Origin of the sequence: Neorhizobium tomejilense (assembly GCF_964254135.1) — a bacterium.
GTDB lineage: Bacteria > Pseudomonadota > Alphaproteobacteria > Rhizobiales > Rhizobiaceae > Neorhizobium > Neorhizobium tomejilense.
In genome coordinates, this window is sequence record NZ_CAXUSO020000002.1 from 1,234,189 (window position 1) to 1,247,127 (window position 12,939).

Consider the following 12,939-nt stretch of genomic DNA (forward strand, 5'->3'; position numbering starts at 1 on the left):
TGCAGTACTCCACGAACGGAAATGCCCGACACGGCGGCCGGGCTGATGGTGGTGGTGGTGAGGTTAGTCTGGCCCGTCTCAAGGCGTGTCAGGAGGCACTCTCCAGCAGCTTTTTCGCTTTGCCTTCGAGTTCCAGACGCGTGTCCTGATTGGTCTTGGTGCGCGCCAGCGCGGTGATGCCCTGCACGAAATCGAAAATCGACTCCGGCGGCCGCCCCTCCTCCGACAGCACCATCTCGATGATTTTGCCGGTCTCGCCCTTCGAGAAGCCGCGCTTACGCAGGAAGGTCTCGCGATCGTCGTCCTTGCGCGCGACGACCCGCTCCCGTGCCGCCTTGATGCCGGCAATGAACGGAGCCGGCGACGAGTTCGCGAAGCTGGTCAACGCAGGTGCTGCTTCATGCGCGAACCGCTGAGCAGCAAACTTCGAATGGCGGATGGTGATTTCCTCGAAATTCTCCGTACCGTCGGGTAGGGGCGAGGGTTCCCGGTGGGATGATCCTCTACCCCTCCCACGGAACCGGACGTGATAGTTTCCCATCATCCGGCTCCTACGTTTGCATTCATACGATCCAGTCTTGCCTGTAGTCGTCCAACATGGTGTGCAACATGGCAGTCGTGGCAGAGCACGACACGCTTTCGCGTCCGCGCAGCCTTGACGTGGGTCCACAAAGTGGTGCCCTGCATATCGCTCATCTTGCGGACATGATGTATCTCCACCGGCACATCTTTTGCACCGCACGCCTGACATACCCTGGCCCGAAGCCGATCAACAAAATCGGTTCGGCTATTGAAGTGGGTGTGCATCTGCGTTTGGTGATCGACGTGCCGAGATGCCGAAGCAGGTTCGACACCTGTGAGGCGGAACATCTGCATGAAGAGCCGTTTGTGACGCCCTTCATACCACAAGCCGAGGCGATCCCCATTTCGGAGCCTCTCCGCTGTCGTCTTGACCGAACATTTGTGCTTCCGCGACAGGGTCTTCATAAAGCTCCACCACCAAAGATGGTAAAGTCGTCCGACCTGCTGTTTCCAGAGCGTGCCGAGCTTGTAATATTCGGCCAGTCCTCGCATCATTGCATTGTATCCGGTCAGGATCGCAACGTCTGAGTTATTGATCACTTCGCAGCGCGCTTCGCCTCGGTCTGTATAGAGATTTCCGAGACGATTGCGTTCTGCAAAGCGGGCGAGCTTTTCCATCGGGACATGAAGCTGCATGCGATCATCCGCAATTCGCACGGTGACGGCACGTCCGCCTATCACCCTGCGCCATGTACGGCCATCACCATACGTCTTCAGCTGATATCCGAGGAACATGGCTCCCTCGTCCGCCTTCCTGATCCCGCTTTTCTCCGCGGATACCTCCAGCTTCAGCGTCTGGGCCAAAAAGGCTTTGACCTCATCCATGATGCTGCGGGCATCTTCCTTGCTGCCGATCACACCGATCACGAAGTCATCGGCGTAACGGCAGTAGCGGAGGCGGCGGTAGTTTGGATCGAACGGATCGAGGGACGGCGCTTCCAGCCGTCGCCGCTCCCATTCCTTGATTTCATCGAGCAGCCGGGGAATTTCTTCCTCGTTGCCATTGGCACGCCGTCGATCAATCATCCTGCGGCGGATCTGTATCCTTTTCGAAGCTTCCAGATAGGCAGCACTGCGCCGCCGTTTCTGGCCTTTATCGAAACCTTCCTTCATCTTCGCCATGAACAGATCGAGTTCATGGAGATAGACGTTGGCGAGGATCGGCGAGATCACACCACCTTGCGGGGCGCCGCTGAAAGTCTTGTGGAACTTCCAGTCTTCGAGATAGCCGGCCTTGAGCATCCGCTGGATCAACTGCAACAATCGATCATCATCGATACGTTTGCGCAGCAGACCAAGCAGAATGTCGTGATCAATGTTGTCGTAGTATCCGACGATATCGACCTCGACCAACCATTTCATACCATGCCATGTGCGCCTGATTTCGGTCAGGGCCGTGTGACATGACCGCCCCCGGCGGAAGCCGTGCGATTGTTCCGAGAAGATCGGCTCATAGACATGTTCGAGCAAAATCTTGACGGCCGCCTGCACCAGCTTGTCATCCGCAGTGGGAATGCCCAACGGGCGTTTCTTCCCGTTGGCTTTGGGGATGTATTGCCTGCGCGCCGGTGAGAAACGGTACGATCCATCCATGACCCGCGCGATAATCCCTTCCATCCTTTCAAGCGAGAAGCCATCAAGAGTGTTTTCGGGATCAGCGCCCGGTGTCAGCGCCCCTTTGTTCGGAGCGATCTGTTCATAAGCCCTTTCCCAGAGGGTTGGGGCCGAGAGCAGCCTGAACAGGCCGTTGATACGTTTTCCCTGACGAGACAGGTCGATGATTGAGCCCAGTCTCTTCTCTACGGTGTGTGGTTGCATCAGCATACCTCCGTTATGAAGTTGAAAGACCCAGCAAACGCGCCGCCCTTCACCCGTGCAGAGGGGATTCCCCATCCGGTTGCCCGGTCGGTTTCACCCGTACCCGTCCATCTGACGATGGCTGTCCCGGGCATTACCCCGGGCGTTTGGCTAATATGGCGGCTCCGTCGCCCTACGGGACATCAAGCGATGCCCGCTTAGGCGATCCCGTGTTTACACGATCAATGAGAAGCGACGTGGTTAGGTGGCCCGTTCGATCATTGGCCCTTCGACGAAGGGTGGGCCGTGCGACCAAGCTTAGGAAAACGCTATGGGGTAGTCTTCCCTTCGCACGGCATGACGCGTCAACCATTGCTGCGTCATGACCCGCAAAATGTCCCTGATCTGGGCTTCACGCAATCCAGCATTCACCATACACGTCTTGCCCTGACATCCCGATAGTCTACAATGGTTTCGGCCCGGAGGACGCCTTTTCCCGACATGCTATTGTCCCCTGCCGGTTTCCCGGTCGCAGCCATTGCTGGCCAAGGTAAGTCGGGTGAGCATCAGGCTGTTCTTGGTTTCCTGAGAAGTCTCCTTCACTCAATTGATCGCGCCGACACGGCGCACCCAAAGGTTGCGGTTGGCGCAAACCGCGCGGAGATAAAAGGAGGCGATGCCGAGCGTCTTCGATCCAACCTCGGAATTCCAGGCGTAGAAGCCGCGGAAGTAGAGATCCGGCTCGCCGTTCGGCAGACGTCCGGCTTCGATAGGATGAGTGTCGTCGACCAGGAACAGGAAGACGTCGCGATCACTGGCATAAAGGGTGGTCGTGTCCTTGGTGATGTCGACGAAGGGATTGTGGGTCATCGTCGCCCAGTCGAGAACACCTGGTACTTTCCACATCGTGTCGCCGGTCCCGTTGCCGGCGATCTTCATGACCGACGAAACCAGTTCATGATCCCAGATCCGACCGTATTCCGGTCCGGTCACCGCGCGCAGTTCAAGCCGGCCGTCATCCATCTCAAGCGTCTTGACGAGTTCGGCACGATGGTTGAGCAGGCCATGCTGCAGGTTGATCGCGGCAAGCGGCGCCGGCAGTTGGCGCATATAGGTGGCGGGAGCGCCAACGAGGCTGCAAAGCTGGCCGTAGCTCCAATGCGTCGGTGCGATGGCTTGGCGTTGACCTGGAACGAGAAGCGCAAGCCGCTCTGCATTGTCGCGCGTTGCTTCGACGCGGATCGCAGCACTCTCGATCGTTCGGGCATGGGCGCGCTCGGCGCGGGACCGGACGGTGTCGTAGAGCTCGGTCAGCGACAGGAAGCGTTCGTCGTCGGGGCGCGAAAACCATTCCGACGAAACGCGGGCAATCCGTTCGCCGCGGGAGATATCGACCTTGAAGGCGGAACGGTCGGACGGGTCGTTGGAGGTGAGAGTGGTCATAAGTTGTCTCCTTAAAAGCGGAAACCCGGCGCGATGGCCGGGCGAGGTTGAGAAGGATGCTGGGAAGAGCGATCAATCGGAAGCCAGCCGGCGATGCGCCGACCGGATTGCCAAGAGCGCCGCCTGGAATTCGGCGTTTCCGACCATGTCGGAAAAATCCATCGTGGTGGCGATTGACAGGCAGGCGGCGTGGACGTCATCGTCGGTCACCGCCGCGGGCCGTACAGTTTTGAAACTCGGATCGACTTGGAGCACGGCGGTGATTGCGTCGCGCACACGATCCTCCTGCAGCCTGACCAGGACGTGGGATGGTTTCGGTTGGTCGATCTGCTCTTCAGGATCCGGGTCTCCGGCGAGAATGGCTTCTCCTCGGGCGATCGCCCAGGCAGATCGGTCGAGCCAATCGGGCGACGGTGACCGGGCAGCACTGATATCATCGAACAGGATCTTCAACAGGCCGAGCAGGATCTCGAAATGACGCGCCCGGCGCTGGACAGGTTCGTCGAACTGCGGAGGGATCTGGAGCGGCGAACCCGCATAGGCCGCATGTGCACCGTCCCAGATGCCGGTGATATGAATTGGACCGGAGGAATCGAAGTCCTTCTCGGCGATATCCCAGCTGTCATCTTGGATGGCAGCACGGCACGCCTCGTCCAGCGTGTCAGCTTCATAGGTGCGATGCCGGAAGACCGGCAGGTGATAGGTGGTTTCGATGGTGAAGTCAGGCATAGGCGCCTCCTGAAACGGAAAAACCCGGCGCTATGGCCGGGCTGTTTGCAAAGAAGACCCGACCGCAACGGCGATCGGGTCAGTTGATGTGATGCTTGTGAACCTATTCGGCGGCGGCGAGATGCTCGCCGTCGATTCCACTTTCCTCATCACCGGCGTCATCGTCCGATGTTCCCGGCTCGTCGAGCAGGAAGGCCGGCAGGTCGGGGAGTTCCGAGGCGGTCTTGCCCTCATCGGACCCGGCGGATGCATCATCGGCGACAGCGTCACTTTCGCTGATGCCATCCACGACCGTCATGCGAAGCGGTTCCGGCAGCCAGCCGCAGCCTGTGATCAGCCGCTCGGCCTCACGGGCCATGTCGGTTTTCTTGAGATGGCCGATCAACTCTGCCGCCTGGTCCCCCTTTGCCTCACGAACCGCCTGCAGGATATGCGCCTTCGTGACACGGCCGAGATAATTATCGGCGGTCGTCGTCCAACCGGCTTCCACGATATCGAAGCCGATCGAGCTGGCCAGCTGTTCGGCATGGGCGATGGCGCGCGTCCGCTTGTTCCAGGGTTCGATCACCGCGTTGACCGACAGCGACGCGCAATGCGCAAACAGGGCCTGCCGGCTGACCTCATCGAGCTTGATCAGGAAATCCCACAGATCGTTCGGATCCTTGGGCAGATCCTGGCCCCAGCCATCGTGCCGCTGATCGATCTCCTTGGCCCAGACCGTATCGCCGAGGCCGGGCGTCTGGCTGAAGCGAGCGCTCTGCAGCGTCACCTCCAGGCATGAATCCGAGCCGTAGACGTAGAAGGTTTTCAGGACAAAAGCATGCAGGACAGCGACAAAGGCGATGACGGGATCGTTCGCGAGCGCATTGCGCAAAGCGATCGTCCGAGCTGCCGTGAGATCGAGAACCAGGCGATCGGGAAGTGGCTTGATCGCTTCGTCCTCGTCGTCCGGTTGGGTGCCTTCCCCGCCGGCGGCGCCGGTTACCGGGCGAGCACTGTCATGAGCGTCATGATCGTCACCGCCATCAGTCGACGGATCGGCCTCATCCTTCGGCTCATCTTCGGGCCGCACGAATCCTCGCTCGATCTTGAGCTCGCCAATGGCGCCGAGCGACACGAAGACACCGCCGCGGGCGACCTCCTGTGGCTCGAACACGTACGGGCGGTCGTTGAGCCGGTCGAGTTCGCTGCTGAGCTCTTCCAGCTTCTGTTCGGTCGCTTCCGAGTACTCGCTTGCCTCCGCATACTCTGCGTCGAGCTTATCGTATTTGGCGCGGGTGGCATCATAGCGTGCCAGCTCATCTTCAGTCATTTCGGCCTGCTCGCCATAGAAGCGGCGCAGGCCGGACGTGTGGCCGTAGGGGAAGTCGAAGGCCGCTTCGACCCATTTCCAGCCTTCGCTCACCTGGATCGCCTCGGCGTCAGCCTTGAGCTTTTCCATCACGAGCTGCTCGAGCAGCGCCGGATCCTGCAGCCAGCCACCCTGATCCTGGTCGAACAGATCGCGCATAGTCACACCGCCTGCGGCCTCGTAGGCTTCGATGCCGACATAGACGGCGCGGCGGTCGCTGGCGCGGATCGCGGTTTCTGTCAGTAGCCGGCGGATGTAATATGGCTCGCGGCTATGGGAGCGCGAGATCGTGTCCCAGACCTGCTCCTGGCGAACGTGGTCGTTGGTGATCGAGAACGCCATGATCTGTTCGAGCGTCATCTGGTCCTCGGCATAAAGATCGAGAAGCCGCGGTGAGACGGATGCCAGACGAAGCCGCTGCCTGACGGTCGCGACCGAGACGAAGAAGCGCGCGGCGATCTCCTCCTCGCCGAGCCCCTGCTCCCGCAAGGTCTGGAAAGCACGGAACTGATCGAGCGGGTGCAGACTGACGCGCTGGACGTTTTCGGCAAGCGAGTCCTCGACTTCGAGGGTTTCGCTTTTGCTGACGATGCAGGGGACACCTGCAGTCTTGGCCAGACGCTTTTGCGCGACAAGGCGCTCAAGGGCGCGATACCGACGCCCGCCGGCCGGGATGCGGTAGATGCCGGTCTCGTTGCCATCGCCGTCGAGTTCGGGGCGGACATTGAGGCTGGTGAGCAGACCGCGATGGGCGATGTCTTCGGCCAGGTCCTCGATCGAGACGCCCGCCTTGATCTTGCGGACGTTCTGCTGGCTGAGCACCAACTTGTTGAAGGGAATATCCCGGGCTGCACTGAGGGTGATTTTCTGAATGGCCTGGGCCATGTCGGTTTCTCCATGACGGACCGGGCGGAGCCTCTCTCCAACCCTCTCAATCCGTCACAGCTTTCACGTCCCTCTCTTCCTCTACCGCCCCCCACCGCGTCCCACCGTCCCTTCCGCCGGCGAAGCTTCCTCTCCGCCCAAGATCCGGCAATGCTGTGCCAGGGATCGAAGCCCTTCGGATGCAGACTGGCACAGCCTATTTCGCTCGCGAGCTACGTTCGGCGGTATGACAGATAGATCAAAAATTGCTGGTCGCAGAGCGGGCATCGGTGCTGGTGGGATAGTCCTATTAGGCGCCGTCATCGCCGGTTCTTATTTCGTGTCTATTGAGCGAAGCCGGCCGAGCAACTGCCGCTCGTTCCTGACGCAGCTATCGTGTCGCCTAACCGCTGAAGTTAGCGTAAAAGGCGAACGCCTGCGGCTTAATCCCGACGAACGTCGAGACAAGAACATCGCCAATTCCTCGTTTAGTGAGCGGTGGCTATAAAAGGGCGCACCTCAGGATCGGGTCCTCGGGCCGCGACCGACCCGGCAATAGAGCCGGCGAATATTCCATCGTCCGCCGAACGCTCCCCAAATCGCGATACAGTCCGAAATTCGGACCGACAGGAGATTTTTTCCCAAGCTTCGCAATCGCGGTTGATCGAGACGACTGCATATCCGGGCAAGGCGGATACTTCCGCACTGCGATAGTCTTTGACCTTTCGCAAAAGCCGGTGCCGGCTATAATCTCGCTCACGGCTGAAATTCTCGGCGCGAGACAGGCCGTGTCGGCGACGAAAATTCCGAGAATGGAATTCCGGTTCCCATGCCCATACGTCACACGCCTGCAGGTGGAATGACACCCTTGGTGAACAGGAAGCAGCCATAGAAGCGGGTTTCCCCAGTCGAGATCACGCAATAAGCCTTCTTGGCCAGATCGTAGAAATCAAAGCGCGCGATGCCGTACATGGGTGAAGGCCTGCCTTCCACTTGGTCGATCTCCGCCTGGACCTCGCTTTGCACCGTCGGAATTTCGCCCGGCGCGCCCATGACTTCCATACGGCCGGCAGAATTCTGCAGCGGCGTGTCGAGCGGCAGCACCGAGAGAATGGCACGGATCGCCTGTGATGCCGGGAGATTGGCCATGCTGAGCGGCCGCCCGACCGCCGTCTGTCTGGCGACACTGTCGCTCGGGAAGTTGGTGTCGGAGACGACCAGCGTGTCCCCGTGCCCCATGGAGCGAAGCGCGTGCAGCACGTCGGCGTTCAACGCCGGATGAATGTTCTTAAGCATGATGTCCTCCTCATTGGCATTTACTTGACGGCGCCTGCAGTCAGCCTCTTGACGATATAGCGCTCCAGAAAGATGCCGACGAGGACCAGGGGCATGATCGCCCTTGTTCGGAACTTTTTGGGCTCGACCGTTCAGGAGCTGGTCGTTCCGCCATCACCAGGCCGCCCGGTATATCGAGAGGGCGTCCGCCTCGCCGACCTCGCGGGGGTTGTTGACGAGAAGCCGGGTCTGGTTCATGGCGTCCCGCGCCATTCCGACCAGGTGCTCTTTTCCGATACCCACGTCGCGCAGCCGCGGCTGAAGGCCGAGCTTAAGCGACAACCCGGCAAGCCGCTCGATGAAAGCGGCGCATCGTCCCTGGTCACCCTGTTCCAAAGCGAGGTCCGGAAAGACGTCGGCTGCGATCTCCGCGTATATCGACGCGGCATCCGGCGCGTTGAACCGCAGGACGTGCGGGAGCACGAGCGCGTTAGAAAGGCCGTGGGGAATGTGGAAGGTTCCGCCAATCGGATAGGCCAAAGCATGAACCGCCGCGACAGGAGAGTTCGCGAAGGCCTGTCCAGCCAGCATCGAGCCGAGAAGCATTGCGCCGCGGGCGGCACGATCCTTTCCGTCAAAGACTGCCTTCTCGATATTCGAACCTAAAAGCTGCAGCGCCTGACGCGCAAGCATCTTTGAAAGAGGATTGTTGTTCGCGCTCTTCGACGCATAGGCTTCGATCGCATGAACCATGGCATCGATGCCGGTGGCGGCCGTTATGTGAGCGGGAAGGCCCAAGGTCAGATCGGGATCGAGGATCGCGATGTCGGGCAGGATGATGGGCGACGACACGCCACGCTTCTCGTCGCCGCCGACCGTGATAATGGAAACCGGGGTGACCTCCGATCCTGTACCGGCCGTTGTGGGAACAAGAACCAGGGGCAGCCGCGGACCCTTCGCATTCCCCACGCCCCACGCCTCGTCGAGGGGCTCACCTGAACCGCAAAGCAATGCGACGACTTTGGCCACGTCAAGTGAAGAACCGCCGCCGAAGCCGATGACCCCGGAGACATTATCAGCCTTGGCGGCGCCTGCCGCGGCCATCACGGTCGCGAGCGATGGGTCGGCTTCGACTCCATCGAACACAGTGGTCTCGATGCCGGAGGCAGTGAGAGACGCGAGAGCAGGTTCACAAAGGCCAAGCTTTCGCAATCCGGGATCTGTCACGAAGAGAACACGACGGCCGATCTTCCGCTTTACGAGATCACCGATCCCAGTTGCAGCGCCAGGTCGGAAGACGATCTGTGCGGTCGTACTGAAGACAAACGGGTTCATGTATTTTTCCTTTGCCGATTTGCGCCTATGCCGCTGGGATGCCGTCGCCACGTCTGTCTTGCAGGCTTTTTCTGCAGCCTGTACGAGTACCGATGTCGACGCGGTCCAGGATCTTGTCGGCCGATAGCCGCTCTTTGCAGTGTTTGAGCTGAGCATCCTGATCGAATGCAACGGCACCCATTTGAACGATGCATGCGACCGGTGCCTCCTCCAACATTAGTGAGGCAAGCCTGTGAAGGTGGCCCATGGTCGCATGTTCAAGCAAATTGCCTTCTCCACTTCGACGAGGCGCATGGCCCGCCCTCCTCCCGCCACGATCCACCAGAAAATGGAAGGACCCGATGAACTACTTTCAGGAGCGAGGGGAGACATCAGGTTGCTCAGCGCGCCTCTGACGCTCGGCCCGCCGATGCTTCCGCCAGGTTTCCCACCAAAGCCGGACCTCTCTTGAAAGCGCCGGCGCAACCGGGATGGCCGCTGCGACCAACATTAGCCAATCCGTCTTGGACATCAAACAATTCTCCGGTGAGCAACACACGCCATCGAGGATAGAGGTAAGGTGTCCGGCGGGGATATTCAGGCGAGATCAAAACCGGTGTGATTTTCCTAACTCACTGATATTTCTCCATCTGAAGAATTCAGAGCAGCTGAAGCGAGTGATGAACATCCCCGCCCCGAAACGAGCGTGGAATCCTTGGGCATGATGGAATGCGTTCAAAGTTTAGGACTTCTCACGCGATCTTCACCATCCGGACCTAGGCGGGAAGCTGCAAATGAAGCGAGTGCGGCCAATCCCAAGAGGCATCACAGGTAACGCGTGCTGAGCAAATCGCGGCCAGCTCAACCAGCTTTGGGTATTGGAATTGCGGCCGCCGCCGGAGCGACCGGCTTTGGAGCAGGCTTGGTAGGTGTAGATCTCGGCGGCGTTGGTGCACTATTGCAGCCCTTGCTCATCATCGCCGACTGTATCGCCTGCACTTTTCCCTTGGCAACGGAGACTTGGCCTTCCTTGTCGCCGCCGAACGTTGACGACATCGGCACGCCGATCAGGAAGACGCCAACGGCGTCGCCGGTTGCAGCATCGTTCTGTGCCTTTGAAATGGCCAAAAGCGCCGTCTGCTCCTTGATCATCTCCTGGCCCAGTTGCGCACACGAGAAGTTTGTATATGCCGCCATTGGAATGTCGGCTGGAACGATAGCGTCCGGTCGTTTAGCGCACGAAGAAAACGCCAGCGCGACGGCCGGCAACAGAAAATAGGCTCGCATAAACACCCCCGTGATACCCGCGCGGAGAATAAGCACGATTCAGCCAGAAGTGGAAGGGTTCGCGATGCGACCGCAGTCGGATCTTAGGACGAAGCCGACAGCAGGGATGAATGGCGGTGAACGGGGTGCCTGGCGGGCTGGCCCCTAGTCGGTCGTCTCGAGCCCCAACGCAACCCTTGCGTCGCGCAAGCCGCGGGCAGCATCGCGGTTTCCAGTCTCAGCCACCGCTTCAAATATACGCATGGCGTCACCGGCACGGTTCAGGTTAATGAAGGCATAACCCCTCAGCACAAGTAAATCGGTGGTTTCCGGTTGCAGAAGCGCGCGTTGGTCCAAATAGATGAGAGCCTCGCGATAGCGCCCGGCGTCAAATGCCAGATTGGCGCGATTGGCAAGGATGGCCACCTGGAGTTCGGACGAGCGCTGCATGCTCTGCGGCGCCTTGGTTGCGGCAACGGCGGCTTTGTCGGTGAGACCGAGCCTCAAATAGGCGAGGCTCTGGCCATAGGCCGCGTCCTCACGCGTGGCCTGGGCGGAGGAGCCTAGCGCCGCCTGAAAGGCGTCGGCGGCCTCCAGTGGCCGGTTCAGATCCATCAGGCCATCATCGACCAGGATTTCGATCTGATTGAGGGCGAACTTGTACGTCAGAGCTCTCGTCTTGCCACTTCCCGGACACGCGGCGAGGAAGACGCTCTGGCTGCAAGGAGTGGGGAGGATTCGGCTTCGAACGCGACAAGACGAAGACGGACTGGTTCTGTATGGAGCATCGGCCGGAGACCTATCGCGGCCACCCTGTGCGCAGGAGCAGCGAATGAAGGATGATCGCCGTCTCGGATACGAGGATTTTGACAAGGAGCCGGAGCGGAAGAACCCGGTCTGGTTCATCATCACCGGCGGCTTGATTTTGCTCGCTACGTTCACCACTCTCGCGTCCAGCATGAGGATGGTGGGGATCATCTAGGCCGGCATCCCCCATCATCGGAACTAAATAGATAACCCGGAGTTAATCCGCAGCAAGGGGATCAATCATGGGTACGTATGTTTTGGTTTTCTTGATTTTTGCTGCCATTTTTGCGCTGGCTACCGTCGTTGCTTACCTCACCTGTTCGGCTACGGGGCTATAGGTCCGCTGTGGATCGCGATGGAATATGCTCACGAACTCAAGGGGTGGTCAACGTGGTGGTCGGCCCTGCTGTGCTGCTTCCAGGTCGCTAGATTGGCTTACTTCCAGTCTGCCCTCTCCGACCACGTCGCGGCGGCCGTTCTTTCGATCGAGCGTCGCTAGAGCTTCAACAAAATTTCCAGGCACGCGGAACTTCCATGAAATGCTCTTGTTAAGGGATAGAATGCGGATGCCCGATTTTCAGGGCTCTTCCAATGCCTGTTCCCCGTCAGCATCCGCGTTCACCAGTGATCCGCTCTGCGATGTCTCCTCCTCACTGGTCTCCGAAAACGCCTGATCCAGGTACGGCTCGAGTCTGGTCTGACTTGGGCAGCCGCCGGGCGATCTCGTTAACTGTTAATTAAGCATCTGCTTGCGGACAACGGACGGTGTGCGATGGTCCCCTTACACGGGGAAAAAGATCATGGACATGCGAACTCAGACACCGGATGAACCATACGAACCTCCACCTGCACACCGCTTTAGGGTCGAAGCCGCGATGCTGGAGATGATTGAGCGCCTTCAGCAGGAAGGGCTCAGCCGGCAAGAAATCGCACTGATCCTCGCCGACGCCGCCGATGAGTACGTCATCATCTTGGCGAACATGACGGCTGAGACAGCGTCCAGCCAACAGTCGTGCCAGCAGCACCAGTAGAGCGGCCGAGACAGAGAACCGAGTGGTTTCGCGCTATGTTGGGCCATCTGCGTGCGCTGCTAACGACCTGAACATTGCCGCAAATGAAGATCGCGTCACGCCTAGCGCGGCACTGGAGAAAGCGGGAAGTACAACTTTTCCATGGTGGTATCTCGATGGGATGACTATTGATTCGCTTGAACCGCTGTTCCATCCTTGGCGAGGCGGGAGACTCGTGGAGATGGCACCGAATCCTACTCAAGCAATCCTATGCCAGGACGCCCAAGGGCATGTCATAAAGGTGCTCCGCATCCCCGATCAAAAGGGGGAGCGGTACTTTTACATCGACGGCCATCAAACCTCTCGGCTGCTCATCCTGCAGGCCGATGGAAGCTTCCTGGAAGCTATAAACTTGAGGCGGTTTTGGCCGATTGCAATCGAGTCCTCCAACGTTGTCTTCCCTCGCAAGCGCTGACCTAGCAACATGGGTCGGTGGCGAGA

Annotated in this window: 9 protein-coding genes and 3 pseudogenes; 3 read left to right on the plus strand and 9 right to left on the minus strand. The window is 59.5% G+C overall.

The window, feature by feature from the left end; translation table 11 throughout:
* Nucleotides 1–88: 88 nt before the first annotated feature.
* The 9 genes and pseudogenes from ACSQ3G_RS28580 to ACSQ3G_RS28620 form a co-directional block, all read right to left on the minus strand.
* A pseudogene (locus ACSQ3G_RS28580) lies at nucleotides 89–466 on the minus strand (DUF932 domain-containing protein); the annotation flags it as partial.
* Between the two features lie 74 nt (nucleotides 467–540).
* Nucleotides 541–2,400 carry a reverse transcriptase domain-containing protein gene (locus tag ACSQ3G_RS28585; RefSeq protein WP_436112683.1) on the minus strand — a complete coding sequence of 620 codons (1,860 nt, stop codon included), beginning with the start codon at nucleotides 2,398–2,400 and terminating at the stop codon, nucleotides 541–543.
* Nucleotides 2,401–3,009: 609 nt separating this feature from the next.
* Nucleotides 3,010–3,822 (minus strand): annotated as a pseudogene (locus ACSQ3G_RS28590) (DUF932 domain-containing protein); the annotation flags it as partial.
* Between the two features lie 72 nt (nucleotides 3,823–3,894).
* Complete coding sequence (locus ACSQ3G_RS28595; protein ID WP_436112684.1) at nucleotides 3,895–4,551, minus strand: hypothetical protein; 657 nt, start codon at nucleotides 4,549–4,551, stop codon at nucleotides 3,895–3,897.
* Nucleotides 4,552–4,654: 103 nt separating this feature from the next.
* Nucleotides 4,655–6,787 (minus strand): ParB/RepB/Spo0J family partition protein, encoded by a 2,133-nt coding sequence (locus ACSQ3G_RS28600; protein WP_436112685.1) that lies wholly within the window; start codon nucleotides 6,785–6,787, stop codon nucleotides 4,655–4,657.
* Between the two features lie 819 nt (nucleotides 6,788–7,606).
* Complete coding sequence (locus ACSQ3G_RS28605) at nucleotides 7,607–8,062, minus strand: RbsD/FucU family protein (RefSeq protein WP_436112686.1); 456 nt, start codon at nucleotides 8,060–8,062, stop codon at nucleotides 7,607–7,609.
* A gap of 153 nt (nucleotides 8,063–8,215) precedes the next feature.
* Nucleotides 8,216–9,376 (minus strand): iron-containing alcohol dehydrogenase, encoded by a 1,161-nt coding sequence (locus tag ACSQ3G_RS28610; RefSeq protein WP_436112687.1) that lies wholly within the window; start codon nucleotides 9,374–9,376, stop codon nucleotides 8,216–8,218.
* Between the two features lie 840 nt (nucleotides 9,377–10,216).
* On the minus strand, nucleotides 10,217–10,642 hold the full coding sequence (locus ACSQ3G_RS28615; protein ID WP_436112688.1) for a hypothetical protein: 426 nt from the start codon (nucleotides 10,640–10,642) through the stop codon (nucleotides 10,217–10,219).
* A gap of 144 nt (nucleotides 10,643–10,786) precedes the next feature.
* A pseudogene (locus ACSQ3G_RS28620) lies at nucleotides 10,787–11,242 on the minus strand (cellulose synthase); the annotation flags it as partial.
* A gap of 211 nt (nucleotides 11,243–11,453) precedes the next feature.
* Here ACSQ3G_RS28620 and ACSQ3G_RS28625 point away from each other — a divergent pair.
* The 3 genes from ACSQ3G_RS28625 (at nucleotide 11,454) to ACSQ3G_RS28635 (ending at nucleotide 12,913) form a co-directional block, all read left to right on the plus strand.
* Nucleotides 11,454–11,603, plus strand: coding sequence for a hypothetical protein (locus tag ACSQ3G_RS28625; RefSeq protein WP_436113256.1), 150 nt, complete (start codon nucleotides 11,454–11,456; stop codon nucleotides 11,601–11,603).
* A 625-nt stretch (nucleotides 11,604–12,228) separates the two neighbouring features.
* Nucleotides 12,229–12,459 (plus strand): hypothetical protein, encoded by a 231-nt coding sequence (locus ACSQ3G_RS28630; RefSeq protein ID WP_436112689.1) that lies wholly within the window; start codon nucleotides 12,229–12,231, stop codon nucleotides 12,457–12,459.
* 22 nt (nucleotides 12,460–12,481) lie between these two features.
* On the plus strand, nucleotides 12,482–12,913 hold the full coding sequence (locus ACSQ3G_RS28635) for a hypothetical protein (RefSeq protein WP_436112690.1): 432 nt from the start codon (nucleotides 12,482–12,484) through the stop codon (nucleotides 12,911–12,913).
* The last annotated feature ends 26 nt before the right edge of the window (nucleotides 12,914–12,939 follow it).